Origin of the sequence: Rhodococcus sp. PSBB066, from assembly GCF_017068255.1 — a bacterium.
GTDB classification, from domain to species: domain Bacteria; phylum Actinomycetota; class Actinomycetes; order Mycobacteriales; family Mycobacteriaceae; genus Rhodococcus; species Rhodococcus aetherivorans.
Window position 1 is genome coordinate 3,654,394 of sequence record NZ_CP070859.1, and the last position, 26,255, is coordinate 3,680,648.

Here is a 26,255-nt window from a genome sequence, read left to right on the forward strand (position 1 = left end):
CGAACGGAGCACCATGTCCCCCTCGACCCCAGCCGTCCTCGTCGACGCCGTCACCAAGAGCTTCGGGCCGGTCCCGGCCCTGTGCGGCGTGAGCTTCACCGCCGAGGCCGGCGAGGTCCTCGGCGTCCTCGGCCCCAACGGCGCCGGCAAGACCACCACCGTGAACATCCTGTCCACCCTGCTGCGGCCGGATTCCGGTCGCGCCGTCGTCGCCGGCCACGACGTCGTCGCCGACGCGGCCGGGGTGCGCCGCGCGGTGATGCTCACCGGCCAGTACGCCGCCCTCGACGACATGCTCACCGGCTTCGAGAACCTGGTCCTGTTCGCCCGGCTGCTCGGGCTGCGGCGCCGCGCGGCCCGCGCCCGGGCGCGGGAACTGCTCGCCGAATTCGACCTCGAGGACGCCGCCGACCGGCGGGTCGGCAAGTACTCCGGCGGCATGCGCCGCCGCATCGACATCGCCTGCGGGCTCGTCGTCCCGCCCCAGGTGGTGTTCCTCGACGAGCCGACCACCGGGCTCGATCCGCGCAGCCGCCAACGGGTCTGGGACCTGATCGCCGGATTCAAATCCCAGGGCGTCACCACGCTGCTCACCACGCAGTACCTCGAGGAGGCCGACCTGCTCGCCGACCGGATCGTCGTCATCGACCGGGGCACCGTCGTCGCCGAGGGCACCCCCGCCCAGCTGAAGCAGCGCGTCGGCGCCACCTTCTGCGAGGTCGTCCCGGTGCGGGTGGCCGACGTGCCGGCCGTGGCGCACGTGCTCGGCCGGTTCGCGCCGGCCGCGGCGATCGAGGTCGCCGCCGACCGTGTCACGATCCCCGCGCCGCACGGCGCCGGCACCTTGGCGCAGGTCGCCACCGCCGTCGCCGCCCACGGCGTCGCCGTCTCCGACATCGCGCTGCGGCGACCGTCGCTGGACGAGGTCTTCCTCGCCCTCACCGCCGCCCGGCCGCGATTCGAGGTGGTGGCATGACCACGACGACCGTCGCACCGGTTCCCTCGCCGCTCTACCAGTGGTGGGTGCTGTCCGTACGCACCCTGATCCCGGCGATCCGCGGCGGCGAACTCGTCACCGCGCTCGTCGCGCCGCTCGTGTTCACCGTCGGGTTCTACGTGCCGCTGCAACGCGTGATCGCCCTGTTCACCGGCGGAACCGTCGATTACGGGCAGTTCCTGATGCCGCTGATCGCGTTGCAGGCTGTGTCCTTCACCGCGATCTCCGCCGCCTTCCTGGCCGCGACCGACGCGGTGCACGGCATCGACCGCCGCTTCGCGACGATGCCGATCGCGGCGGCCGTGCCGCTCGCCGCGCGCCTGTCCGCGAGCGCCGTCAAGTGCGCGCTGTCGCTCTCGGCGGCGATCGGCTGCGGGCACGTGATCGGGTTCCGGTTCGCCGGAACCGCCGCAGCCGTCGGGTTCTGCGCACTCGCGCTGACCGTCGGGATGGTCCTCACGCTCGGCGCCGACGTGATCGGCACCCTGTTCCGCAGCCCGGAAGCCACGACCCAGGCACTGATGCTGCCGCAGCTCGTGCTCGGGATGCTCTCCTGCGGCTTCGTCCCGATCGACCAGTTTCCGGCCTGGATCCAGCCGTTCGTCCGCAACCAGCCCGTCTCACAGTTCGCGTCGAGCCTGCGCGGTCTCGCCGACGGCACCGCCACCGCCACCGCGCTGACGCCGACGCTGCTGTGGCTCGGCGGGATCCTTCTGGTCGTGGTCCCCCTGGCGGCCCGCACGAATCGGAGACAGCGATGAGCACCACCGTGACCGCACCCGAGAACTCGGTACCCGCTCTCGTCAGGCACACCTGGCTGCAGGCGGGGCGCCTGCTCACCCGGTGGCGCCGGGATCCGATGACGATGCTGCAGAGCCTCGCCTACCCGGTGCTGCTGCTGCTCATGCTCGAGGCGGTGCTCGGCCGGCAGGTCTCGGCGTTCGCCGGGCACGACGCCCTGTATGGGACGGTGCCGATGGTCGTCGTGATGAGCGCCCTGCTCGGCTCGCTGGCCGGCGCCGTCACGCTCGGCCGCGAATGCGCGGCCGGGCTGCCCGCGCGGCTGTGGGTGCTGCCCGTCCACCGGGCGTCGGCGCTGGCGTCGCGGTTCCTCGCCGAGGCGGTGCGCATCGCCGTGACCACCGTCGTCATCGTCGCCGCCGGCTTCGTCCTCGGCTTCCGCTTCCAGCGGGGCCCGCTCGCCGCGATCGGCTTCCTGGCGGTGCCGGTGCTGTTCGGGGTGGCGTTCGCCGCGCTGGTCACCGCGGCCGCGCTCATGGCCGCGAAAACCGTTGTCATCGAATCGATCTCGCTTCTGTGCACGCTGATGCTGTTCTTCAACCCGGGGTTCGTGCCGATCGGTGCGTACCCGGAGGTGCTTGCGCCGGTGATCCGCAACCAGCCCATGACGAGTGCCGTCGAGACGATGCAGGCGCTCGCCCTCGGTGGCGCCGTCCAGGGGCCGCTGTTGCGCACCGTGGCCTGGTCGGTCGCCCTGCTCGCGGTGTGCGCCGTGCCGGTGATCCGCGGTTACCGGCGGGCACTGTGACCGGATCCGACGGCGCGTCGGTGACAGTGACCCCGTCGGGGTGGCGAATCCGCCACCTGGGGTGGCTGTTACCCGCCGCGCCCGCGCGGGAGTATCGATGCAGCGAACACACCGAATCCCGAAGGGAGGCATCATGACCGCCGTTGCCGAACCAGGCACCACCGACTCCGAACTGCCCCGTCTGCGCGCCGACATCGACGGCCTCGACGCCGAGCTCCTCGCCGTGGTGCGGCGCCGCATCGCGCTCGAACGACGGATCGGGCAGCTCCGGGTCGGGACGGGCGCGCCCCGCGTCACCCACGCCCACGACATGAGCGTGATCCGCCGATACGCCGCGGAGCTCGGCGAGGACGGCACGGCCCTGGCCCTGGTCCTGCTGCGCCTGCGTTAGCGGTGCGGGGCAGTCCCGGGTCCACACCCACAATCCGCAGAGCCGCCCGCTCGCCGTCCGAGAGATCGCCCGCCGTCGCGCCGCGCGCAAGGTCTCGCCGCCCGGAAGGCGACGTCCCGCACCGTGATCATCGCCGGCTCGTCGAAGCGTCGGCGCCTGCCGGATTCGAGGAGCCGGTGCACCCGCTCGGACCGGAGCAGGTTCGCATGCTCCTCCTCGAAACGCCCGGCTCCGTTGCCGGCGCACCGCCGAGCTGCTCGTACGGCCTTGCGGGCGAGCAGCTGACAGACCCGGTCCGGCATGGGCTCCGCGCCGCGGAGCCGGCGCCCGGCGGTCGCGACGTCGAGTGGCCTCGCGACGGCGTGGGCGCGCATCGCCTCCGCCACATCAGCGACCCGAAGCCCCAAGGTGGCTGATACCGCGACCGGGCACAACGCGCGATCGGCACGGGCTTTCGCTTTCCGGGCAGACCGACGATCTCCCGTGGTACTCATCGGTTACCTCCTGCCCCTGCCGGAGAGCGAGGCCGACACTGCCACGACGTCCTCCGTCAGCTCCTCTACCAACGCTGTAGCGCCCCTGTCGCGCAGTACCTCGGCGGTAGCCCCGACCGGTGACAAGCACCGCTCGGTCCGGGCCACGCCACGCCGAAGGGGGGACCCCTCCCGCCACACGACCCTGGGGTAACCCCAGGTCGGATGACCCAGACGTACCGGGGGATCGCATATCGAGCTCCGGTGGTCACGGTCTACGAGTTCGATGGGTCGGCCCGGATCCACCGGCTCCGCTCGTACTACGACAAGCTGGCCATCGAAGAGCAGATCGCCGCGAGTCTTCCCGGGATCAAGGGATGGCTGTTGCGGAAGGTGACGCGCGTCCTCCTCGCGCAAGGGCGCAAAGGCCTCGAGACCCCCACGGGGCCACCGCCGACCGGTGTGGGCTGAACCGCCGGCTCGTCCGGTCGCCGGGTCCCTCGGCCGGCGTCGCCGGCCGAGGGCCGTCCACCCCCAGGAGGAGAATTCCTAATCGCGGGCCAGCGCCGCAACGGGAAGATCCGCGAACACCTCCGCCGGCGACACCGTTCCCGACAGCCGCCGCCCGGTGAGCCGATCGACCCAGAGTCCCGGCGGCAGGTCGAGCGTCGTGTCGCCCCACCCGGTTTCCTCCAGCGTGACAGTGTGCCGCGACGCGAGCGCCACCACGTCGACCTCCTCGGCCGCCGGGCCCCGCCCGAACCCGATCAGGTGACCGGCGGCCGGCCCCGACGCGGACAGCGGAACGTAGGCCCCGCCGACGAAGCTCGCCGGCCGCTCGCGGCGCAGGCGCAGCGCCCTCCGCACCACGGCGAGCTTCGCGGTGCCGGCGTCGTCCACGGCCGGCGGTGCGTCCTGTGCGAGCAGCCGGCGTCTGGTGGCGAAGTCCACGGGCCGCCGGTTGTCCGGGTCGACGAGCGAGTCCTCCCACAGTTCGGTGCCCTGGTACACGTCGGGGATGCCGGGTCCGAGCAGCTGCAGCAGCTTCTGCCCGAGCGAATCCGCGGAGAAATGAGGGGTCAGGGACGAGACGAACTCGGTCAGTGACGCGCCGACCGGCCCGTCGCACACTGCGTCGAGCCAGGCCGCCACCGCGCCCTCGAACTCCTCGTCCACCTCGGTCCAGGTGGTGCGCAAGCCGTTCTCCCGCAACGCCTTACGGGCGTACTCGCGCAGCCGCGACCGCAGTTCCCCGGTCACCACGCCGTCGCGCGGCCACGCGCCGAACAGGTTCTGCCACAGGAACAGCCCGGTGGCGGCGTCCGGCGGCGGGGCGACGGATTCCCATTCGGACAGGCACGCCGCCCACAGCTGCGGCACCTGGGAGAGCACCCCGATGCGGGCGCGGACGTCCTCGCCTCGCTTGGTGTCGTGCGTCGACAGCGACGTCATCGCCCGCGGCCACCGCCGCGCCCGCTCCGCCCACGCCAGGTGGAACTCGGCGACGGGCAACCCGAACCGTCCCGGGTGGCCACCGACTTCCTGCAGCGACACCAGCCGCGCCGCCCGGTAGAACAGGCAGTCCTCGACGGCCTTCGCCGTCGCGGCGCCGCACACCTGGCCGAACCGGGCCGCCGCCTCTCCGCCGCGGGCCAGGGCCCGGGCCAGCACCTCGAGGGCGGGTTCGAGCGCGACGTCGGCGCGGGCGCGGTCACCCAGGATGCGGGGCAGCATCCCGCCCAGCGACGCATAGTCCGACCGGTACACGGGCAGTTCCGCCGCCACCGCGATCACGGCGTCGCGCAGCCGCTCGTCCGGGCAGGTCGCATCGGCGGCATCTCGCCGCACGGCCCGCACCAGCCGGCGCACCTCCGGCGCCAGCCCCGTCTGCAGCACCGCGCGCTTGATCTGCTTCTCCTGCGCGTGCAGCCACTCCGCGTCGCCGGGGGTGCCGGTGCGGTCGAGTGACAGCGCGTTCAGGTCCTTCTCGCCCCGCGGATCGAGGAACACCGCACCGACCTCGCCGAGCGCGTCGTAGCCCGTGGTGCCGTCGACGGGCAGGGTCGGGTCGAGCGGTTCGCCGTCGCCGAGAATCTTCTCGATCACCAGCCACCGGTCCGGGCCGACGAGCCCGCGCAGCCGCCGCAGGTAGCCGGTCGGGTCGGCCAGGCCGTCGGGATGGTCCACGCGGACGCCGTCGGTGAGGTCGTCGTCCATCCACGACGCCACCTGGGCATGCACCGCGTCGAACACCGCGGGATCCTCCACCCGCACCGCGGCGAGGTCGTCGACGGTGAAGAACCGGCGGTACCCGATCAGGCCGCTGTCCCACGGCACCAGCCGATACGCCTGCCGCGCATGTACTTCCGCTCCGGTCCCGGCGTCGGTGCCCGGGGCGACGGGGAAGCGCCGCTCGTAGTAGGCCAGCGTCGGCTCGTCGCCGGTGCGGTCGACGGTCAGCTCCTCGACGTCGGCCGCCGAACCCAGCACGGGCAGGGCGATCCGGCCGTCGGTGCCGTTGTCCGCGGCCCAGTCGACGTCGAAGTAGGTCGCGTACCGCGAGTCGCGGCCGTGCCGCAGCACGTCCCACCACCACGGGTTCTCGCAGGGATCGCCGACACCGACGTGGTTGGGCACGATGTCGATCAGCAGACCCATCCCGCGGGAGCGGACCTCGCGGGCGAGGGCCTCGAGGCCCGCGCGGCCGCCGAGCGCCGCCGACACCGTGGTCGGGTCCACCACGTCGTAGCCGTGGGTCGATCCGGCCGCGGCGCTGAGCACGGGGGACAGGTACACGTGTGAGACCCCGAGCGCCTCGAGGTAGTCCACGAGCGCGATCGCGTCCGCGAAGGTCGTCCCGTCGCCGGTGAGCTGCAGCCGATACGTCGACGACACCGGGCGCGGGCTCATGCGGTCCTCCGCAGCACCAGCAGCGAACGGGCCTGCACCCGCACCGACCCCCCGGCGGTCACGACCTGTTCGCGCAGTCCGTCCGGCACGTCCGTGTCCAGCGCCACCGACCATTCCTGTGCGTGCGGACCGTCGGGGGTGACGAAGTCGATCGGCTCGTCGTGGGCGTTGAAGCACAGCAGGAACGAATCGTCGACGACGCGTTCGCCGCGCTGGTTCGGCTCGTGGATGCCCTCGCCGTTGAGGAACACCGACAGCGACTTGCCGAACCCGCTGTCCCAGTCCTCCGGGGTCATCTCCTCGCCCGCCGGGGTGCGCCAGGCGATGTCGCGGGACTGCTCGCCGCTGCGGATCGGCCGGCCCTCGAAGAACCGCCGCCGCCGGAACACCGGGTGCGACCGGCGCAGGGCGATCACGTTGCGGGTGAAGTCCAGCAGGTCCGCGTTCGTCTCCGCGAGCGACCAGTCCATCCAGGACAGCTCGTTGTCCTGGCAGTAGACGTTGTTGTTGCCCTGCTGCGTGCGCCCGAACTCGTCGCCGTGCGCGATCATCGGGGTGCCCTGGGAGAGCATCAGCGTCGCCAGGATGTTGCGGCTCTGCCGCTGCCGCAGGGCCAGCACCTCCGGGTCGTCGGTGGGGCCCTCGGCGCCGCAGTTCCACGACCGGTTGTGCGACTCGCCGTCCATGTTGTTCTCGCCGTTGGCGTCGTTGTGCTTCTCGTTGTAGGAGACGAGGTCGGCGAGGGTGAAGCCGTCGTGCGCGGTGACGAAGTTGATCGAGGCGCTCGGGCGGCGGCCGGTGGCCTCGTACAGGTCCGACGAGCCGGTGAGCCGGGAGGCGAACTCGCCGAGAGTGGCCGGTTCACCGCGCCAGTAGTCGCGGACCGTGTCGCGGTACTTGCCGTTCCACTCGGTCCACAGGCCGGGGAAGTTCCCCACCTGGTAGCCGCCCTCGCCGACGTCCCACGGTTCGGCGATCAGCTTGACCTGCGAGACGATCGGATCCTGCTGCACCAGGTCGAAGAACGCGGACAGCCGGTCCACGTCGTGCAGTTCGCGGGCCAGGGTGGAGGCCAGGTCGAAGCGGAAGCCGTCGACGTGCATCTCGGTCACCCAGTAGCGCAGCGAATCCATGATCAGCTGCAGGGTGTGCGGGTGGCGGGCGTTGAGGCTGTTGCCGGTGCCGGTGTAGTCCATGTAGTAGGACTTGTCGTCGTCGACCAGCCGGTAGTAGGCGGCGTTGTCGATGCCGCGGAACGAGATGGTCGGTCCCAGGTGGTTGCCCTCCGCGGTGTGGTTGTAGACCACGTCGAGGATCACCTCGATGCCTGCCTCGTGGTAGGCGCGCACCATCGCCTTGAACTCGGCGACGACGCCGCTCGGGTTGCTCGCCGACGAGTAGTCCAGGTGCGGGGCCAGGAAGCCGAAGGTGTTGTAGCCCCAGTAGTTCCGCAGCCCACGGTCCAGCAGGACCTGATCGTGCATGAACTGGTGCACGGGCATCAGTTCGATCGCGGTGACCCCGAGGCTCTGCAGATGGTCGATGATCACCGGGTGCGCCAGTCCGGCGTAGGTGCCGCGCAGCTGCTCCGGCACGCCGGGATGGGTCGCGGTCATGCCCTTCACGTGGGCTTCGTAGATGACGGTCTCGTAGTAGGGCCGGCGCGGGTGCCGGTCGGAGGCCCAGTCGAAGAACGGGTTGATCACCACGGTCGTCATCGTGTGCCCGAGCGAATCGAGCTGCGGGAAATCGGGATTCGCCGGTGCGGCGGGCTCGGGGGCGGACTCGGCCGCCGTGTCGTCCCCGGTCCCGTCGTCCCCGGTCCCGTCGCCCTCGGTCTCGCCGGACCCGGTCCCGTCCGAGTCGTCCGCCTCGTCGGCGGTCGTGTCCCCGGCGGCCTCGGCGCCGGCGTCCTCCGCGGCCCGGGCCGCCGGCTCCGGTGCCGACTGTGCCTCCTCGGCTCCTGCCGAATGCTCCGGTTCGGACGGTGCGTCCTCGGCCCCGACCATCGCGTACGAGAACAGGGACGCATCGCCGTCGAACGCGCCGTCGTAGGCCTTGCCGTAGGGGTCGAGCAGCAGCTTGCTCGGATCGCAGCGCAGACCCTGCGCCGGGTCGTAGGGGCCGTGCACCCGGTAGCCGTAGCGCTGGCCGGGGGTCACCGTGGGCAGGTAGACGTGCCAGACGTTGCCGTCGACCTCCTCGATCGGCACGCGGGTCTCGGTGCCGTCCTTGGCGATCAGGCACAGTTCGACCTTCTCGGCGACCTCGGAGAAGAGGGCGAAGTTCGTGCCCGCCCCGTCGTAGGTCGCGCCGAGCGGATATGCGCTCCCCGGCCACACCGGGATGTCGGCCGGGAGGGCCTCCGTGGACGTGCTCGGCTCGGTGGGTTCCATGACCGCAACCCTAACCGGATCGACGGTCGCGTACGGGGCGAGCGATCCTCCCCGGCACAGGCGACGATCGGCCCCGGGGCGGGGACGCCTACAGTCGATCCTCGTGACCGTTCGTCGTCTGAGTCCCGACCGGGTCGCCGCGCTCGACGCGGCGCACCTGTGGCACCCCTACGGAGCCGTCCCTGCATCGACCGCGCCGCTCGTGGTCGACGAGGCGCACGGGACCCGGCTGCGGCTGGCCGACGGCCGGGAACTCGTCGACGGCATGAGCTCGTGGTGGGCCGCCGTGCACGGATACCGCCACCCGGTCCTCGACGCGGCGGTCACGCAGCAGCTGGGCCGGATGAGCCACGTCATGTTCGGGGGCCTCACCCATGAGCCGGCCGCGCGGCTCGCGGAGCTGCTCGTGGAGATCACCCCCGACGGTCTGGACAAGGTCTTCCTCGCCGATTCCGGGTCGGTGTCGGTGGAGGTCGCGGTCAAACTCGCATTGCAGTATCAGCGCGCGGCCGGCAGGCCGGGACGTCACCGGCTCATGACGTGGCGCGGCGGCTACCACGGCGACACGTTCGCGCCGATGAGCGTGTGCGACCCCGAGGGCGGCATGCACTCGATGTGGACCGGCGTGCTGCAGCGGCAGGTGTTCGCCCCGGCGCCGCCCCGCGAGTTCGATCCGGCGTACGTCGCCGAGTTCGAAGCGCTGCTCGAAGCCCATACGGACGAGCTGGCCGCCGTGATCGTCGAGCCGGTGGTCCAGGGGGCGGGCGGGATGCGCTTCCACGACCCCCGCTATCTGAACGAGCTGCGCCGGATGTGCGACGCACACGGGCTGCTGCTGATCTTCGACGAGATCGCCACCGGGTTCGGCCGTACCGGGGAGCTGTTCGCCGCCGACCACGCGGCCGTCGCGCCGGACGTCATGTGCGTCGGCAAGGCGTTGACCGGTGGCTATCTGACCCTGGCCGCGGTGCTGTGCACATCGGCCGTCGCCGAAGTGGTCAGCGCGGGCGAGGGCGGCGGCATCATGCACGGCCCGACGTTCATGGGCAATCCGCTCGCGTGCGCGGTTGCCGTCGCTGCCGTGGAGTTGCTGCTGTCACGGGATTGGCGCGGCGAAGTGGCCGCGCTGACCGCCGGCCTCGAGGCGGGCCTGGCGCCGGCGCGGGAGCTGCCGGGCGTGGTGGACGCGCGGGTGCTCGGCGGCATCGGCGTGCTCGAACTGGACCGGCCGGTGGACATGGGCGCCGCGACGGCGGCCGCCGTCGCGGCCGGAGTGTGGCTGCGCCCGTTCCGCAACCTGATCTACGCGATGCCGCCCTACGTCTGCAGCGCCGACGACGTGCAGAGGATCGCCGCGGGGATGTGCGCAGCGGCCCGGGCCTGATCCGGCCCGGCACGCCGGGTCACGAGCGGGGAACTCGCGGGGCGGCGGTCACCGCCGGCAGCCACCGCACGGGGAGGAATCGGCCGCCCGAAGCGTCACTTGAACAGTGTTCAGGTATGGTCTGCCGACATGACCGCCTTCGCCAGCCTCCAGTGGCTCGACGACGTCGCCGACGCCCGTCGCGCGGCGGGCCTGCGCCGCACCCTGCATCCGCGCACCCCGGCACCGGGCACCGTCGACCTCGCCTCCAACGACTACCTCGGGCTCGTCCGGCACCCCGAGGTCCTCGCCGCCGCGACCGCCGCGCTGCGCCGGTGGGGCGGCGGCGCCACCGGATCCCGCCTCGTCACGGGCACCACCAGCGAGCACGAACTGCTCGAGCGTGAACTCGCCGAGTTCACCGGCGCCGAGTCCGGCCTCGTATTCGCCAGCGGCTACGCCGCCAACCTCGGCGCCGTCACCGCCCTCGCCGACCGCGACACCCTCGTGGTCTCCGACGCGGGCTGCCACGCGTCCCTGGTCGACGCATGCCGGCTGACCCGCGCGCGGGTGCAGGTCGCCCCGCACGCCGACGTCGACTTCGTGCGGACGGCCCTCGCCACCCGCACCGAGCGGCGCGCCCTCGTGCTCACCGACTCCGTGTTCAGCGCCGACGGAGACCTCGCGCCGCTGCCGGAACTGCATGCGGCGTGCCGCGCGCACGGCGCACTGCTGCTCGTCGACGAGGCCCACGGGGTCGGAGTCCGCGGTGAGGGGGGCCGCGGACTCGTCCACGAGGCGGGTCTCGCCGGCGAACCCGACGTCGTGGTCACCGCCACGCTGTCGAAGTCCCTGGCCTCGCAGGGCGGCGTGGTCCTCGCCGACACCCGCGTGCGGGCCCACCTGATCGACGCCGCCCGCACCTTCATCTTCGACACCGGTCTCGCGCCCGCGGCCGTCGGCGCCGCCCGCGGTGCGCTGCGCGTGCTGCGCGACGAGCCGCAACGGGCCACCGCCGTGCTCGAACGGGCCGCCGACCTGGCCCGGATCACCGGCGTCGCCGCCCCCACGTCGGCGGTGGTGTCGGTGATCCTCGGTGACCCGCAGGTCGCGTTCGACGCCGCCCAGGCGTGCCGCAGCCGGGGCGTCCACGTCGGCTGCTTCCGGCCGCCGTCCGTCCCCGAGGGCACGTCCCGGCTGCGGCTGACCGCGCGCGCGAATCTCGGCGCCGACGAGCTCGCCCGCATCGAAAGCGTCCTCACCGACGTGCTGGCCGGGGTGCGGGCATGACCGTCCTGTGTGTGACCGGCACCTCCACCGAGGTGGGCAAGACCGTCGTCACGGCGGCCTACGCCGCCGTGGCCGCCGCGGCGGGCCTGCGGGTCGCCGTGTGCAAACCGGCGCAGACCGGCGTCGCCGACGACGCACCCGGCGACCTCGCCGAGATCGCCCGGCTCACCGGGCACCGGGTCCACACCGTCGAACTGGCCCGCTACCCGGAGCCGCTCGCACCGGACACCGCGGCGCGGCGCAGCGGGCGGTCGCCGCTGCACCTGCCCGACGTCGTCACCGCCGTGCGGGCACTCGCGGACGCGTACGACCTGGTGCTCGTCGAGGGGGCCGGCGGGCTGCTCGTCCGGCTGGGTGCGGACGGGTTCACCCTCCTCGACGTCGCCGCCGCGCTGAGCGCCCCCACCGTCGTGGTGGCGGCCCCCGCCCTGGGCACCCTGAACCACAGCGCGCTGACCGTCGCCGCGCTGCAGGCCGGCGGCGTCGAGTGCGCGGGCCTGGTGATCGGCGCGTGGCCGGAGCAGCCCGGTCTGGCCGAGCGGTGCAATCTGCAGGACCTGCCCGAGGTGACCGGCGTGCCCGTCCTCGGGCGTATCCCGGCGGACAGTGGCGCCCTCGACGCCGTGGCCTTCGGCGAGCAGGCCGCACGCTGGCTGCCGGCCGACCGGACCGGGCTGCCGATGCGATCCTGACGCCCGTCGCGGCCCCCGGTCGGCGCCCCGGCACGTTTCCTGCAGGTGAACGAATGTGCGAAGACGGCGAGTTCGGGTAGGGTGTCCGATGCGGTTGAGACACCAGCCGTAGTGCCTGTGAGGTACGCGTTCCGACTACGCGTCCCTACGTCAGTGCTACGCAGTGCTCGTCGCGTTGGGTGTCGACTGCTGCGTTTCACCGACCGAGGCAGGACCGGAAGTCGGTGTAGGAGACAGCGCAGGCGATGACGGTGCTCGATCACCAGCAGTGGGAGACTGCCCGCATGCGGGCCGTTTCCCGCTACAACATTCTCGACACCCCGGCCGACGGCACGTTCGACCGGATCGCCCGACTGGCTGCGTCCTGGTTCGGCACCCCGATCGCCACGGTGACGATCGTCGACGAGGACCGCATCTGGTTCAAGGCCGCCCACGGCCTCGAGGGGGTGCGGCAGATCGACCGCGACCCGGGCCTGTGCGCCTCCGCGATTCTCTGCGACCGTCCCTATGTGGTGGCCGATGCCCGGACCGACCCGCGGACCGCGCAGAATCCCCTCGTCCAGGGCGAGCTGGGGGTGCGGTTCTACGCCGCCGCCCCCATCACCACCGCGGACGGCTACCGGCTCGGCACGGTCAACGTCCTCGACACCCGGCCCCGGGAGGTCTCCGCCGCGGACCTGTCCGTCCTCGAGGACCTCGCGTCGGTGGTGATGGATCAGCTGGAGCTGCGGTTGTCGGCGCTGGCCACCGTCCGGGCCGAACGGGACCTGCGGCTGCAGGCCGAGCGCGACCGGCACGTGCTCGCCGAACTCGCCACGACCCTGCAGCGGACCCTGCTGCCGCCGTCGCTGCCGGCCATCGAGGGCATAGAGCTCGCGTGCCACTACCATGCGGCGTCCTCCCAGCAGGTCGGCGGCGACTTCTACGACGTGTTCCACCTCGGTGACGACCGGTGGGCGTTCTTCCTCGGGGATGTCGAGGGGCACGGGCCCGTCGCGGCCTCGGTCACCTCGCTGATCAGGTACACGCTGCGGGCGGCCGCCGTGCGATTCTCCGACCCGCGGCTGGCGCTGGCCGAACTCAACACCGTCCTGCTGCTCGACCCGCAGCAGCACCGGTTCTGCACCGTGATGCTCGGGATCATCGAACCGAACCTCGAGGGTCGCGAGGGCGCCCGGGTGACCCTCGCCACCGGCGGGCATCCGCCCGCCCTGCTGCTGCGGCGCTCGGGGGCGGTCTGCGCTGCGGTCGGCGTGCGCGGCATGCTGGTGGGCGCGCTGTCCGAGGCCCGCTTCGGAGCGTGCACCGTCGACCTCGAGCCGGGGGAGACGCTGCTGCTCTACACCGACGGACTCACCGAGGCCCGCCCCGACGGGCGGGAGATCTTCGGGGAGGAGAACGTCGTCGCATTCCTCTCCGCGCGAGTGCCGGACGCCACCCCGATCAGCCTCGTCGCCGAGCTTTCCGAATTGATTCCCAGCCTGCGGGCGCAGGACGACATCGCCCTGCTCGCCGTGGGTGTACCCCGTTGACTTCCGATCCCCGGATCGGACCCGCTATCGCACAGGAGGACAGAGTCTTGCATGATGGACAGATGAACGAAGCGACTTCCGAACAGCCGATCATGGCCGTATCCCAGACGTGGAGCGGCGACATCGCGGTGCTGTCGGTGGCCGGTGACGTGGATCTGGTCAGCGCCCCGCAGCTCGAGGAGGAAGCCGTCGCCACCCTGGGTAACGACAAGTGCCGGGGTCTGATCGTGGACCTGGGTGCCGTCAACTTCCTTGCCTCGGTGGGCATCGCCGTGCTGGTGGACCTGTCGAAGAAGACCGCCGGCACGATCCCCTACGCCGTCGTCGCGCAGGGCTCGGCCACCGCGCGGCCCCTGTCGCTGCTCGGGCTCGACGAGGTGTTCCCGATCCACAGCCGCCTCGACGAGGCGCTGGCCGCCCTGCAGGCCGACAAGGCCGGCACGGAGGCATGAGCCGACAAGGGCGGCAGGGAGGCATGAGCCGACAAGGGCGGCAGGGAGGCATGAGCCGACAAGGGCGGCAGGGAGGCATGAGCCGACAAGGGCGGCAGGGAGGCATGCGCCGGGCGGAGACCTGGCACGCCGGACACGAACCGGTCGGGGACCTGTCGACGACGAGGGAACGAGGATGCAGACGCGAGGCGTAGCACCAGCCTTTCTGACGACCGGACTGTACTACCGCGGCGTACGCGCCGAGGCCTCGCAGGTGACGATGCTGCGGCAGGCTCTCGATCGGTGGCTCAGCGGCCTGCGGCTCGCCGAGGTCGGTGGCCAGGATGTGCTGCTGGCCAGTTACGAGGCGCTCGCGAACGCGGTGGAGCACGCTTACGCCGACGGTGACGGCACGGTCGACCTCGAGGCGAAGTACTCGCCTCAGGACCGGTGCGTCGAGATCGTCGTCACCGATCGCGGGCACTGGCGGGAATCGGCCGTGCCGACCGCCGGGAGCTCGCGCGGGCACGGCCTGACGCTGATCCGGAACCTGGCCGCGGACACCGACCTGGCCGTCAATTCCGACGGCACCGTGGTGGCGATGCGCTGGCACCTGCCGCAGGAGGCCTCGGCCTTCTCGGGTTGATCCGGGCCGCCGGGGCGGCGTCTCCTGCTCGCCCGACGGCTGGTCGACCGAACGACTCCGGCCCCGGCGCACGACGCGCCGGGGCCGGAGTCGATTTCGTGGACGGAGTCAGGCCGGTTGCGGGTCCCGGCGGGCCCCGGCGTCACCGTTCAGGGCGAACACCGAGGTGCACACGGTCCCGGCGGGCACCGTGACGTCCCCGCGGGACCGGGTCACGGTGTCGCCGAGCAGGTCGTGTTCGACGAGTGCCTCGAGGATCCGTTCGGGGGCGTCGTGCACGCAGACGCAGGGGATGCCGGCGGCGCGCACGGACTGCATCGTCATCGCCTCGGCGGGAGAGCAGGCGCCGTCGAGCACCTCCTCGGTGACGATCGCGCACACCACCCGGCCCGGGGCGAAGGTGTCGGTGAAACCGAGTCCGTGGTGACGCGCCCACGTCCGCAGCTCGGCACCGCGGGCGCCGTCGAGCACCCGGGAGCAGTCACCGACGATCAGCAGTTCGCCGGCCGGTACCCCTTCGATCGATCCTGAACTCATCTGATCCCCTGCTTTCCACATCGACGTCGTCGACCTCATGCGCGCCCGGTGCTCGCCGACCGCTCGTCGGTGCGTGGTTCGGCGAACATCGCCTCGATGCGGCGCTTGATCTCCTCGGTACTCATGGCCGAGCCGGCCGAGGCCGTGGCGCGACGGGAAGCGGCGGAGGCGAACAAGGTGGTCTGCATGACGGTTTCGGTCCTTACTCTCTTCAGCGCGAGCTGTTTTCACACTGGCACCAAAGCTTTCCCGGATGCGGGATTTTCGAAACCTGTAGCAGAGATTTCACATTTCCTGGACTGAAATGTCCGGATCCGGGGCGGATAGGCCGCCCGGCGGGGCGTTTACGCGCCGATCGCCGGATTCGCATGTGTTGCCGCGCGAATGTCGTACTGTGATAGCTGTCACATCGAGTCGGCAGGTGTCGACGTGCCGACCGCCCTCTCGGAGGTACGAATGTCCACCACCGAAATGCAGGAACTGCACCGCACCATCGGTCACCTTCGGCACTGCCTGACCTCGCTCCGGTCGAGGTACGGCGACGCCGCTGCGGTGCGCCGCCTGATCAACGACGTGGACCGGCTCGACATCGACGCGCAGGATCTGGCGGCCTCGCCGCCGCGCGAGACGTCCCGGCCGGCCGGCGAGCGGATTCCGATCCCCGACACCCCGTACGACGAGATCTTCCGCGGCGTCGACTGTGACGACGAGGGGCTCGGCGGCCTGCACGGCTCGCGGTGAGCGCCCCCGCGGCAGGCGCCGGCGTCCGGTCCTCGACGCGGGCCCGGATCGCGGCGCGCACGCTACGCACCGACCGGTGGTGGCAACCGCCCGTGCTCACCACGCTCGGGCTGGCCGTCTTCGTCGTCTACGCGACGATTCGGTCCTTCGTGCGCACCGCGTACTGGGTGGAGGAGTACCACTACCTCACGCCGTTCTACTCGCCGTGCGTCAGCGCGTCGTGCGTGCCCGGCGCCCGGCACTTCGGGACGTGGGTGGGCGAGCTGCCCATGTGGATCCCCCTGGCGTTCCTGTCGCTGCCGTTCCTGCTCGGATTCCGGCTGACGTGCTACTACTACCGCAAGGCCTACTATCGCTCGATCTGGCTGGCGCCGCCGGCCTGCGCCGTCGCCGAGCCGCACGCCCGGTACACGGGGGAGACGCGGCTGCCGCTGCTGATCCAGAACTCGCACCGCTACTTCTTCTACGTTGCGCTCGTCATCTCGGCGATCAACACCTATGACGCGATCGTCGCGTTCCACGGTTCCGGCGGCGGGTTCGGCTTCGGCCTCGGCAACCTCATCCTGGTGGGGAACGTGCTGCTCCTGTGGGCGTACACCGTCTCGTGCCACTCGTGCCGGCACGTCACCGGCGGCCGGCTCAAGCACTTCTCGAAACACCCGCTGCGTTACCGGATCTGGACGGCGGTTTCCCGGCTCAACACCCGGCACATGCAACTGGCGTGGACCACGCTGGGCACCCTGATGATCACGGATTTCTACATCATGCTCGTGGCGAGCGGCACCATCTCGGACCTGCGGTTCGTCGGCTGAGCCACGACGACGGCCCGGGCGCCGGCCCCGGGCCGACTCGGCAGCGAAGGAGGACTGGATGGCGGACGTCGAACGGCACAGCTACGACGTGGTGGTCATCGGCGCGGGCGGGGCGGGGCTGCGCGCCGTCATCGAGGCGCGTCAACGCGGACTGCGGGTCGCGGTCGTGTGCAAGTCGCTGTTCGGCAAGGCGCACACCGTCATGGCGGAGGGCGGTTGCGCCGCCGCGATGGGCAACGCCAACCCGCACGACTCGTGGCAGGTGCACTTCCAGGACACCATGCGAGGAGGCAAGTTCCTCAACAACTGGCGCATGGCCGAACTGCACGCCCGCGAGGCGCCCGACCGGGTGTGGGAACTCGAAACCTACGGTGCGTTGTTCGACCGCACCCCCGACGGCCGGATCAGCCAGCGCAACTTCGGCGGTCACACCTATCCGCGGCTGGCGCACGTCGGTGACCGCACCGGCCTCGAGCTGATCCGCACGATGCAGCAGAAGATCGTGTCCCTGCAGCAGGAGGACCACGCCGCCACGGGCGACTACGACGCCCGGGTGCGGGTGTTCGCCGAATGCACCGTCACCGAACTGCTGAAGGACGCCGAGGGCCGCATCGCCGGTGCGTTCGGGTACTGGCGCGAGTCCGGCCGGTTCGTGCTGTTCGAGGCGCCCGCCGTCGTCGTGGCCACTGGCGGGATCGGCAAGTCCTGGAAGGTGACGTCGAACTCGTGGGAGTACACCGGCGACGGTCACGCTCTCGCGCTGCGGGCCGGGGCCGCCCTGATCAACATGGAGTTCGTCCAGTTCCACCCCACCGGGATGGTGTGGCCGCCGAGCGTCAAGGGCATCCTCGTCACCGAGGGGGTGCGCGGCGACGGCGGGGTCCTGAAGAACTCCGAGAACGAGCGGTTCATGTTCTCGTACATCCCACCGGTGTTCAAAGGCCAGTACGCGGAGACGGAGGAGGAGGCCGACCGCTGGTATACCGACCAGGAGAACAACCGCCGCACCCCGGACCTGTTGCCGCGCGACGAGGTCGCCCGCGCCATCAATTCCGAGGTCAAGGCCGGTCGCGGCACCCCGCACGGCGGGGTGTTCCTCGACATCGCCTCGCGCATGCCCGCCGAGGAGATCGTCCGGCGGCTGCCGTCGATGCACCACCAGTTCAAGGAGCTCGCCGACGTCGACATCACCGCGGAGGCGATGGAGGTCGGCCCCACCTGCCACTACGTGATGGGCGGCATCGAGGTCGATCCGGAGACCGGTGCCGCGTCCGTGCCCGGACTGTTCGCCGCCGGCGAGTGCTCGGGCGGCATGCACGGGTCGAACCGGCTCGGCGGCAACTCCCTGTCGGATCTGTTGGTGTTCGGCCGGCGCGCCGGCCTCGGCGCCGCCGACTACGTGCAGGGCCTCGGGCACCGCCCGCGCGTCGCCGAGGCGGACGTCACGGCCGCGGCGCGCACGGCGCTGGCCCCGTTCGATCCCGCCGAGCCCGCGACGGCGGAGAACCCCTACACCCTGCACACCGGGCTGCAACAGTCCATGCAGGACCTGGTGGGCATCATCCGGCGCGCCGACGAGATCGCCCGTGCCCTCGACGTCCTCGGCGCGTTGCGGGCGCGGATCCGGAACGTCGCCGTGGAGGGGCATCGGCAGTTCAATCCCGGCTGGCACCTCGCCCTGGACCTGCGCAACATGCTGCTCGTGAGCGAGTGCGTGGCCCGGGCGGCGTTGCTGCGCACCGAGAGCCGCGGCGGGCACACGCGCGACGATCATCCGTCGATGGACCCGAACTGGCGCCGGACGCTGCTGGTGTGCCGCACGGACGGTGGTGACGAGTCGATCCCGGATGTCACGGTGGCACCCGAACAGCAGGTGCCCATGCGACCGGACCTGTTGGCGCTGTTCGATTTCGAGGAACTCGCCAAGTACTACACCGACGACGAACTCGCGGAACATCCGGGACGGAGGCCGTAGCCATGGGGTACCGGGCGGCATTCAAGATCTGGCGCGGCGACGGCGGTGGCGGTGAACTGCGTGACTACACCGTCGAGGTCAACGAGGGCGAGGTCGTCCTCGACATCGTCCACCGGCTGCAGGCGACCCAGGCTCCCGACCTGGCGGTGCGGTGGAACTGCAAGGCCGGCAAGTGCGGGTCCTGCTCGGCGGAGATCAACGGCCGTCCGCGGCTGCTGTGCATGACCCGGATGTCGGTCTTCGCCGAGGACGAGGTGGTCACCGTGACCCCGCTGCGCACGTTCCCGGTGGTCCGCGATCTGGTCACCGACGTGTCCTTCAACTACGAGAAGGCCCGGGAGATACCGGCGTTCGCGCCCCCGCCCGACCTGGCGCCGGGGGAGTACCGGATGCAGCAGATCGACGTGCAGCGGTCGCAGGAGTTCCGCAAGTGCATCGAGTGCTTCCTGTGCCAGAACGTCTGCCACGTGGTGCGCGACCACGAGGAGAACAAGGAGGCGTTCGCCGGTCCCCGGTACCTGATGCGGATCGCCGAACTCGAGATGCACCCGCTCGACGTGGCCGACCGGCGCACCGCCGCGCAGGAGGAGCACGGACTCGGGCTGTGCAACATCACCAAGTGCTGCACCGAGGTGTGCCCGGAGAACATCCACATCACCGACAACGCGCTGATCCCGATGAAGGAACGCGTCGTCGACCGTCGGTACGACCCGATCGTCTGGCTCGGCAACAAGCTGTTCCGGCGCTGACCCCACCCGCTCGGCCCACCGGTAGCAGGCCACCGCGCGGCCGACCCCCGTCCGTCCTGGTGGCCGAATGTCACATGCGTTCAGGTGGGTTGCACCGGTGTGACATTCGGCCGCGACGCAGCGGGATCGCCCTCGCGCAGGCGGCTGCGGATGCCGTCGACGAACAGGGTCAGGCCGAAGTCGAACCGCACGGACGGATCCCCGTCGAGCAGGTCGACGTCCGGGCCGGCCGCGGTCTCGGTGGACACGTCGGGGGAGACGGGCTTGCGGGTCAGCGCCCCGAGTTCGGCGAGCTGCAGACGGGACTGCTCGTCGACGGTGTGGCCGAGGACGTAGTGCAGCAGCGCGTACCCGGCGAGTTCGGCGTGGGCGCGGGACAACCGCGCCCGCAGGCCCGCCGCGACGAACGCCTCCCGCACGCGCGACGTGGTCAGGCGCGACGCGTAGGTCGCGGCGACGAGTTCCGCGCCGTCGCGGTGGGCGAGCAGTGCGGCGCGGAAGCGGTGCGCGAGTTCGGTGAGTGCGCCGTCCCAGGCGGGGGAGGTGGACGGGGCGTCGACGCCGTCGAGGATGCGGTCGGCCATCGCGCCGAGCAGGGTCTGCTTGTTGGGGAAGTGCCAGTACAGGGCCCCGGGCTGGACGCCGAGCGACGTGGCGAGCTTGCGCATCGTCAGGTCGCCGAGACCGTACTCGTCGAGGATCGCCATCGCGCCGTCGAGGACGTCGCCGCGTCGCAACTGCACCGTTCGCTCCCGTCGTACCTGGTTCCCGACCATTCGTCGCGTTGACAGTAGACCACCGCCACCCTAGCCTGAACAGCGTTCAAGTGAACGGTGTTCAAGTTCGCCGTGACCCGCACCCTCCAGGAGACCACCGTGACCCAGGCCCCCGCCCGTGCCGACATCCTCACCCTCGCCCGCGAACAGGTGCTGGGGCGTGGCGAGGGACTCGACCGTGAGCAGGTCCTCCAGGTGCTGCGGCTGCCCGACGAGCGACTCGAGGATCTTCTCGGCCTCGCCCACGAGGTCCGCATGACCTGGTGCGGCCCCGAGGTCGAGGTCGAGGGCATCATCAGTCTCAAGACCGGCGGCTGCCCCGAGGACTGCCACTTCTGCTCCCAGTCGGGGCTGTTCGCCTCCCCGGTCCGCTCGGCATGGCTCGACATCCCCAGCCTCGTCGAGGCCGCCAAGCAGACCGCCAAGACCGGTGCCACCGAGTTCTGCATCGTCGCCGCCGTCCGGGGGCCCGACGCGCGGCTCATGGCCCAGGTCGCCGCCGGGGTCGAAGCGATCCGCAACGAGGTCGACATCCAGGTGGCCTGCTCGCTCGGCATGCTCACCCAGGAGCAGGTCGACCAGCTCGCCGCGATGGGAGTGCACCGCTACAACCACAACCTCGAGACCGCCCGCTCCTTCTTCCCGCAGGTCGTCACCACCCACAGCTGGGAGGAGCGGTGGGAGACCCTGCGGATGGTCCGCGAGGCCGGCATGGAGGTGTGCTGCGGCGGCATCCTCGGCATGGGGGAGACCCTCGAACAGCGTGCCGAATTCGCCGCCGACCTGGCCGCGCTCGAGCCCGACGAGGTGCCGCTGAACTTCCTCAACCCGCGCCCGGGCACCCCGTTCGGGGATCTGGAGGTCCTGCCGGCGGCGGAGGCGCTCAAGGCCGTTGCCGCGTTCCGGCTCGCGTTGCCGCGCACGATCCTGCGCTTCGCCGGCGGCCGCGAGATCACCCTCGGCGACCTCGGCGCCAAGCAGGGCATCCTCGGCGGCATCAATGCCGTCATCGTCGGCAACTACCTCACCACCCTCGGCCGGCCGGCCGAGTCCGACATCGACCTGCTCGGCGAGCTGAAGATGCCGATCAAGGCGCTCGGCGAGACCCTCTAGGAGGCCGGCGTGTTCAACCCGTTCACCGGCCGGCCCGTCGACGAGAACGCCCCGGTCCCGGCCGCGGCCCGGCTCGGTCTCGAGCCGCCCCGGTTCTGCGAGCAGTGCGGGCGCCGGATGATCGTGCAGGTCGCCCCCGACGGCTGGTGGGCCCGGTGCTCCCGGCACGGGACGCTCGACTCGAGCCTGACGGAACGTCGCTGAGCGTGGCCGCGCCCGCCGCGCGTAGCGGGTGCGGCCGGGGAGCGACCGCCGCGCCCGGGGCCCGCGCGGACAGGCGGCCGGAGATGCGACACAATCAGCGCGACGTCCCCTCCGGAAGGATCAACGTGTCGGTGCAGTCCGTGCGGCGCAAGAAGATCGCCATCGCCTGTCAGGGTGGAGGTACGCACGTCGCCTTCACCTGGGGTGCGCTCACCTCGATCCTGCGGGCCAAGCAGCGATGGGACGCCGACGGCGGCACCTCCTTCGATCTGGTCTCGCTCAGCGGCACGTCCGCCGGCGCGTTGTGCGCGCTTGCGACCTGGTACGGCCTGGCCCCCAACGGATCCGACCCGGACTGCGGCACCGTCGACAAGGCCGTCGAACGACTCGACCACCTGTGGACCGTGTTCGCGGCGACCAACCCCGCCGAGACGCTGCACAACCTGGCCGGGCAGGTGCTGCTGCGCTGGAAGGCCGCGGGCGTGGCCCTCCCCGAATCGAGTCCGTACGCCGCGGCGGGCCGCCTCGGGCTGCTCGGCCTGGGATCGGTGGGTGCCCGCCCGGAGTACCTCGGATTCCAGGGCCTGCTCGCCTCGCTCTGCCCGGACTTCGACTCGGTCGATTGGAAGCTCCTCGCCCAGAACAATGTCCGGGTCATCGCCGGCGCGATCGAGGTGCTCAGCGGCAACTTCGAGACCTTCGACTCGGACAAGACCCTGGAGGAACTGGGGCTCAAGCCCCCGCCGGAGCGCGACCAGTACGGCGCGACGCGGTGGCGGATGCGCCGCGCCCTGTCGCTCGACGGGGTGGCGGCGTCGGGCACGCTGCCCGAGCTGCTGCCCGCACAACCGATCGAGAACCTCGAGTTCCCCACTGCGGACGAAGGCACCACCATCCGGCGCACCGGCTACTACTGGGACGGCCTGTATTCGCAGAACCCGCCGGTGCGGGACCTGCTGGACACCGAGACCTGCGACGACAAGCCCGACGAGATCTGGGTGGTGCGGATCAACCCGCAGGAGTACTCGCCGACCTCGTTGCGCGTCGGTCTCGAGGAGATCCGCGACCGGGAGAACGATCTGGCCGGCAACCTGTCGCTGAACCAGGAACTCGACCACATCCTCACCGTCAACCGGTGGATCGACAAGTACGGCAACGACGCCCCGCCCCTGACGGACCGCAAGACCGTCGTGGTCCGCACGATCAAGATGAGCCGGGACTCGGCGTGGACGCTGGACCACGCCTCGAAACTCGACCGGAGTCCGCGGCACCTGGCGGCGTTGCGGGCCGAGGGCACGGAACTCACCGAGCGGTGGCTGGCCGACTGGCGCGCGGCCGGCGACGGCTTCCCCCGGTACCCGGCCGACGCCCGGTATACGTAAGGCCGGCATGTGCCGGACCTCGCTGTAGGTTTTCGCGGAACTTGTCATCTATGGGCGGCCGGTCGGTGCCACAGCGGTGTGAACCAGGCGCTGCCGGAGTGCTGTGATCCTGCCTGCCCGCCCGTGGTGGCGTCACGTTCAGGACACGCCGCGCCCCGGTTCGTCCGGCGAAATCGCGTGTGCTGCTTCTAGGCTGTGCGTGCGTGTCGGAGGTCACGCCACTTCCCACCCTCCAGGAACGAGGTCGTCACGATGGTCCACCGCTTCTCCGGCAACCGATTCCGTCCGAATGTCGTCCGGGGCACCGCGCTCACCGCAGCCGTGGCGCTGAGCGTGCTCGTCGGCCCGGGCGCCGCCACCGCCGCCGTCGACAACGCCCGCGTGCTGCCCCTCGCGGACGGCAACGCGATCGAGGTGTTGCAGGCCGACACCTCCATCCAGGGCGTTCTCCCGCTCGACAGCTCCCCGCTCAGTGTCGAGTTCTTCCACGACGGTTCCGCCACCGTGAACATCACCGGGCCCGGTGCCGCCGACTACACCGGCACCAAGCTCACCCTCGGATATCAGATCGGCTACCCGGTCGCGGTGCCCGGTGCGGTGGTGCACATCTTCACCCCCAGCCTGGACTGGGAGGTCGGCAACGAGGTGGGCGTCAACGTCGAACTGGCACCCGAATTCGCGCTGGGCCTCGACGCGAGCACCGGCGCGACGATCGGCGGCTCGATCATTCCCGAGCAGGAGATCGAGGTCGAACTCGCCCCCGGCGGCATCACCGAGGTCGCCATCGTCGAGGATCACGAGTTCGACGGGGATTCGGTCACCGTCCGGATCGCCGGCGTGCACGGCTCGGTCTCCGGTGCCGTCGGGCCGGTGACGGTCCGGCCGTTCGCCCGCGCGATCACCGCCAACAACGACACCGTGGTCACCTACGGCGTCCCGCAGCGCCTCAACTGACGGACTCCGTCGGTGGTGGCCCTGGATCCCAGCGGGTCACCACCGACGGAGGCGGAGGCGATGCTCATCGGCGTGTGACCGAGCGTTGACGTCGAGCTTCTACCGTGCACTGCCGTGGCGATGACGCTGATCGACGACACCTACCGGATTCTCGATGTCGCCCCTGAGGGGGACGCGGTCCGCATCAGCCCGGACGACTCTCAGGCCTTCGAGCGGGCCCACTTGCGGGCACCCGCTGCCGGCCGACGCCGCCGTCTGCCGCCGGAGCCCCCAACGGACGGCGACGGCGCCGAACATCTCGGTGAACGCGAGGCGCGCGCCCGCGATTCTTCGCCGAGCCCCCGAACCGGCTCGGCCGGCTCGCCGCAGCCCTGTGCCACCGCGACGAGCGGCTCCGCGGATTCGGCGCGTTTGCCGGCACCGACCTCCTCGAGGTAGCTCACTACGCGCTCGCCGCCACCGTCCACTCGGCTGGGCCGTCCTGCAGTTGCCGATACCGAAGCAGAGAACCACACCAACCGTCAGCCCGGCGGGCGCAGGGCGGCGAACTCGTCGGTGACGCGCAGGCGCGACTCGGTGAAGCGGAACAGTGCCGGGGGACGGCCGCCGGCACGCCCCGGCGGGGCGGTGGTGCCGGTGGGGGTCAGGACGTCGCGGCGCTTGAGCACGCGCTGCAGGTTCGTGGCATCCACCTGGTATCCGAGTGCCGCGCAATAGATCTCACGTAGCGTGGACATGGCGAACTCGGCGGGGGCCAGCCCGAAGGCGATGTTGGTGTACGAGAGCTTGGCGGCCAGGCGGGTGCGTGCGTTCTCGACCATGACCCCGTGGTCGAAGGACATCGCCGGCAGGTCCGACACGGGATGCCAGGCGGTGTCCTCGGGCAGGTGGGGATCGGAGGTGATCGGCACCAGCCCGAGGTAGGTCGAGGCGATCGTGCGCGGTCCCGGCACCCGGTGCGGATCGGAGAACACCGAGAGCTGCTCGAGGTGCGCCACCTCGCGCACGTCGACCTTCTCGGCGAGCTGGCGACGGGCGGAGGTGGTGAGGTCCTCGTCGTCGCGGAGGCGGCCGCCGGGCAGCGACCAGGTGCCCGCCTCCGGGTCGAGGGCGCGCTGCCACAACAGCACCCCGAGCTCGGTCTTCGTGCCGCCCTGGGTGTCCGGAAATCGGCGAACCTGGAACACGACGATGAGCACTTCGTGAAGGGTGCTACCATGTGTCATGTTTTCGATCCTAAGTCGAAAACCCCCGAATACGGAAATCCGGGCAAAGCCCGCCCGGTGCACGGCGAAGGAGCAGGCCATGACCACTACGACGTGGGCGGGCGCGCACACCCCGATCCAGGACGGACCCGGCGGCTACACCGGCGTCGAGGCGACCCCGGAGTGGGCCGAGGAGATCCGGCGACTGGCGCGCGAACGCAACGCCACGCTGCTGGCGCACAACTACCAGCTGCCCGCCATCCAGGACGTCGCCGATCACGTCGGCGACTCCCTCGCCCTCTCGCGCATCGCCGCCGAGGCCGAGGAGGACACCATCGTCTTCTGCGGCGTGCACTTCATGGCGGAGACCGCGAAGATCCTCAGCCCCGCCAAGACGGTCCTCATCCCGGACGAGCGGGCCGGGTGCTCGCTCGCCGACTCGATCACCGCCGACCAGCTGCGCGAATGGAAGGCCGACCACCCCGACGCGGTCGTCGTCTCGTACGTCAACACCACCGCCGAGGTCAAGGGCCTGACCGACATCTGCTGCACCTCCTCGAACGCGGTCGACGTCGTCGCCTCCATCGACCCCGACCGCGAGGTGCTGTTCCTGCCCGACCAGTTCCTCGGCGCCCACGTCAAGCGCGTGACCGGCCGGCAGAACATGCACATCTGGGCGGGCGAGTGCCACGTGCACGCCGGGATCAACGGCGACGAGCTCGCCGCCAAGTCCAAGGCGCACCCCGACGCCGAGCTGTTCGTCCACCCCGAGTGCGGCTGCGCCACCTCCGCGCTGTACCTCGCCGGTGAGGGCTTCGTCGCCGACGACAAGGTCAAGATCCTGTCCACCGGCGGCATGCTCGACGCGGCCCGCGCCACCGGCGCCAAGCAGGTCCTCGTCGCCACCGAGGTGGGGATGCTGCACCAGCTGCGCAAGGCGGCGCCCGGCGTGGACTTCCAGGCCGTCAACGACCGCGCGTCCTGCCCCTACATGAAGATGATCACTCCGGCCGCGCTGCTGCGCTGCCTGCAGGAGGGCAAGGACGAGGTCCACGTCGACCCGGCCGTCGCCGAGCGGGCCCGGCAGTCGGTGCAGCGGATGATCGCGATCGGCAACCCCGGCGGCGGGGAGTGACG

General features: G+C 71.2%; 27 protein-coding genes. 21 read left to right on the top strand and 6 right to left on the bottom strand.

Annotation, left to right across the window (positions count from 1 at the left end; genetic code table 11):
* Positions 1-13 precede the first annotated feature (13 nt).
* The 5 genes from JYA75_RS16655 (at position 14) to JYA75_RS16675 (ending at position 3,881) form a co-directional block, all read left to right on the top strand.
* On the top strand, positions 14-976 hold the full coding sequence (locus tag JYA75_RS16655; RefSeq protein WP_006935398.1) for a daunorubicin resistance protein DrrA family ABC transporter ATP-binding protein: 963 nt from the start codon (positions 14-16) through the stop codon (positions 974-976).
* Entirely contained in the window at positions 973-1,758 is a 786-nt protein-coding gene (locus JYA75_RS16660; RefSeq protein ID WP_006935399.1) for an ABC transporter permease, read from the top strand. Before JYA75_RS16655 ends, JYA75_RS16660 begins: the two co-directional genes overlap by 4 nt.
* Positions 1,755-2,546 carry an ABC transporter permease gene (locus JYA75_RS16665; RefSeq protein WP_029544126.1) on the top strand — a complete coding sequence of 264 codons (792 nt, stop codon included), beginning with the start codon at positions 1,755-1,757 and terminating at the stop codon, positions 2,544-2,546. The genes JYA75_RS16660 and JYA75_RS16665 overlap by 4 nt, the downstream gene beginning before the upstream one ends.
* Before the next feature lie 133 nt (positions 2,547-2,679).
* Complete coding sequence (locus JYA75_RS16670) at positions 2,680-2,937, top strand: chorismate mutase (RefSeq protein WP_006935401.1); 258 nt, start codon at positions 2,680-2,682, stop codon at positions 2,935-2,937.
* Positions 2,938-3,635: 698 nt separating this feature from the next.
* Positions 3,636-3,881: a hypothetical protein gene (locus JYA75_RS16675; RefSeq protein ID WP_155948131.1), complete on the top strand. Its 246-nt coding sequence runs from the start codon at positions 3,636-3,638 to the stop codon at positions 3,879-3,881.
* Between the two features lie 78 nt (positions 3,882-3,959).
* On the opposite strand, the gene treY is transcribed toward JYA75_RS16675, so the two are convergent.
* Complete coding sequence (gene treY, locus JYA75_RS16680; protein WP_044475875.1) at positions 3,960-6,320, bottom strand: malto-oligosyltrehalose synthase; 2,361 nt, start codon at positions 6,318-6,320, stop codon at positions 3,960-3,962.
* Complete coding sequence (glgX, locus tag JYA75_RS16685) at positions 6,317-8,716, bottom strand: glycogen debranching protein GlgX (protein WP_050035349.1); 2,400 nt, start codon at positions 8,714-8,716, stop codon at positions 6,317-6,319. Before glgX ends, treY begins: the two co-directional genes overlap by 4 nt.
* 103 nt (positions 8,717-8,819) lie before the next feature.
* Here glgX and JYA75_RS16690 point away from each other — a divergent pair, with 103 nt between their 5' ends.
* The 6 genes from JYA75_RS16690 to JYA75_RS16715 all read left to right on the top strand — a co-directional run bounded on the left by JYA75_RS16690 (position 8,820) and on the right by JYA75_RS16715 (position 14,670).
* Complete coding sequence (locus JYA75_RS16690) at positions 8,820-10,100, top strand: adenosylmethionine--8-amino-7-oxononanoate transaminase (RefSeq protein ID WP_029544114.1); 1,281 nt, start codon at positions 8,820-8,822, stop codon at positions 10,098-10,100.
* A 129-nt stretch (positions 10,101-10,229) separates the two neighbouring features.
* Positions 10,230-11,369 (top strand): 8-amino-7-oxononanoate synthase, encoded by a 1,140-nt coding sequence (locus tag JYA75_RS16695; protein WP_043798921.1) that lies wholly within the window; start codon positions 10,230-10,232, stop codon positions 11,367-11,369.
* The gene (bioD, locus tag JYA75_RS16700) at positions 11,366-12,061 is read left to right on the top strand and encodes a dethiobiotin synthase (protein WP_043798923.1); all 696 of its coding nucleotides are present in this window, start codon (positions 11,366-11,368) and stop codon (positions 12,059-12,061) included. The genes JYA75_RS16695 and bioD overlap by 4 nt, the downstream gene beginning before the upstream one ends.
* Before the next feature lie 245 nt (positions 12,062-12,306).
* Positions 12,307-13,593, top strand: coding sequence for a GAF domain-containing SpoIIE family protein phosphatase (locus JYA75_RS16705; protein ID WP_043798925.1), 1,287 nt, complete (start codon positions 12,307-12,309; stop codon positions 13,591-13,593).
* Positions 13,594-13,655: 62 nt separating this feature from the next.
* On the top strand, positions 13,656-14,045 hold the full coding sequence (locus JYA75_RS16710; RefSeq protein WP_006946175.1) for an STAS domain-containing protein: 390 nt from the start codon (positions 13,656-13,658) through the stop codon (positions 14,043-14,045).
* Between the two features lie 175 nt (positions 14,046-14,220).
* A complete protein-coding gene (locus JYA75_RS16715) occupies positions 14,221-14,670 on the top strand; it encodes an ATP-binding protein (RefSeq protein ID WP_006946173.1) in 450 nt (149 codons plus the stop codon).
* Between the two features lie 108 nt (positions 14,671-14,778).
* Here the strand turns inward: JYA75_RS16715 and JYA75_RS16720 are convergent, their stop codons facing one another.
* Complete coding sequence (locus tag JYA75_RS16720) at positions 14,779-15,207, bottom strand: hypothetical protein (RefSeq protein ID WP_029544103.1); 429 nt, start codon at positions 15,205-15,207, stop codon at positions 14,779-14,781.
* Between the two features lie 35 nt (positions 15,208-15,242).
* Positions 15,243-15,395 (bottom strand): hypothetical protein, encoded by a 153-nt coding sequence (locus tag JYA75_RS16725; RefSeq protein ID WP_006946171.1) that lies wholly within the window; start codon positions 15,393-15,395, stop codon positions 15,243-15,245.
* A 268-nt stretch (positions 15,396-15,663) separates the two neighbouring features.
* On the opposite strand from JYA75_RS16725, the gene JYA75_RS16730 reads away from it, so the two are divergent.
* From JYA75_RS16730 to JYA75_RS16745, 4 genes are read left to right on the top strand one after another with little or no spacing between them, the layout of a single operon-like run.
* Positions 15,664-15,948, top strand: a complete 285-nt coding sequence (locus JYA75_RS16730) for a hypothetical protein (RefSeq protein ID WP_006946170.1) — start codon at positions 15,664-15,666, stop codon at positions 15,946-15,948.
* Positions 15,945-16,760, top strand: coding sequence for a hypothetical protein (locus JYA75_RS16735; protein ID WP_029544101.1), 816 nt, complete (start codon positions 15,945-15,947; stop codon positions 16,758-16,760). Before JYA75_RS16730 ends, JYA75_RS16735 begins: the two co-directional genes overlap by 4 nt.
* Before the next feature lie 58 nt (positions 16,761-16,818).
* The gene (locus tag JYA75_RS16740) at positions 16,819-18,735 is read left to right on the top strand and encodes a fumarate reductase/succinate dehydrogenase flavoprotein subunit (RefSeq protein WP_006946168.1); all 1,917 of its coding nucleotides are present in this window, start codon (positions 16,819-16,821) and stop codon (positions 18,733-18,735) included.
* Positions 18,736-18,737: 2 nt separating this feature from the next.
* Positions 18,738-19,484 (top strand): succinate dehydrogenase/fumarate reductase iron-sulfur subunit, encoded by a 747-nt coding sequence (locus tag JYA75_RS16745; RefSeq protein WP_006946166.1) that lies wholly within the window; start codon positions 18,738-18,740, stop codon positions 19,482-19,484.
* Between the two features lie 80 nt (positions 19,485-19,564).
* On the opposite strand, the gene JYA75_RS16750 is transcribed toward JYA75_RS16745, so the two are convergent.
* On the bottom strand, positions 19,565-20,227 hold the full coding sequence (locus tag JYA75_RS16750; protein ID WP_050035347.1) for a TetR/AcrR family transcriptional regulator C-terminal domain-containing protein: 663 nt from the start codon (positions 20,225-20,227) through the stop codon (positions 19,565-19,567).
* A gap of 132 nt (positions 20,228-20,359) precedes the next feature.
* Between JYA75_RS16750 and bioB the strand changes: the two genes are divergently transcribed.
* The 5 genes from bioB (at position 20,360) to JYA75_RS16775 (ending at position 24,351) form a co-directional block, all read left to right on the top strand.
* A complete protein-coding gene (gene bioB / locus JYA75_RS16755) occupies positions 20,360-21,373 on the top strand; it encodes a biotin synthase BioB (protein WP_044476206.1) in 1,014 nt (337 codons plus the stop codon).
* A 9-nt stretch (positions 21,374-21,382) separates the two neighbouring features.
* Complete coding sequence (locus JYA75_RS16760) at positions 21,383-21,577, top strand: hypothetical protein (RefSeq protein ID WP_006941314.1); 195 nt, start codon at positions 21,383-21,385, stop codon at positions 21,575-21,577.
* 125 nt (positions 21,578-21,702) lie between these two features.
* Positions 21,703-22,959 (top strand): patatin-like phospholipase family protein, encoded by a 1,257-nt coding sequence (locus tag JYA75_RS16765; protein WP_043798931.1) that lies wholly within the window; start codon positions 21,703-21,705, stop codon positions 22,957-22,959.
* 252 nt (positions 22,960-23,211) lie between these two features.
* A complete protein-coding gene (locus tag JYA75_RS16770) occupies positions 23,212-23,913 on the top strand; it encodes an MspA family porin (protein ID WP_006941310.1) in 702 nt (233 codons plus the stop codon).
* Between the two features lie 114 nt (positions 23,914-24,027).
* Positions 24,028-24,351: a hypothetical protein gene (locus JYA75_RS16775; RefSeq protein WP_203329206.1), complete on the top strand. Its 324-nt coding sequence runs from the start codon at positions 24,028-24,030 to the stop codon at positions 24,349-24,351.
* 83 nt (positions 24,352-24,434) lie between these two features.
* Here the strand turns inward: JYA75_RS16775 and JYA75_RS16780 are convergent, their stop codons facing one another.
* Entirely contained in the window at positions 24,435-25,139 is a 705-nt protein-coding gene (locus JYA75_RS16780) for an NUDIX domain-containing protein (protein ID WP_006941309.1), read from the bottom strand.
* A gap of 79 nt (positions 25,140-25,218) precedes the next feature.
* Between JYA75_RS16780 and nadA the strand changes: the two genes are divergently transcribed.
* Complete coding sequence (gene nadA, locus JYA75_RS16785; RefSeq protein ID WP_050035344.1) at positions 25,219-26,253, top strand: quinolinate synthase NadA; 1,035 nt, start codon at positions 25,219-25,221, stop codon at positions 26,251-26,253.
* The last annotated feature ends 2 nt before the right edge of the window (positions 26,254-26,255 follow it).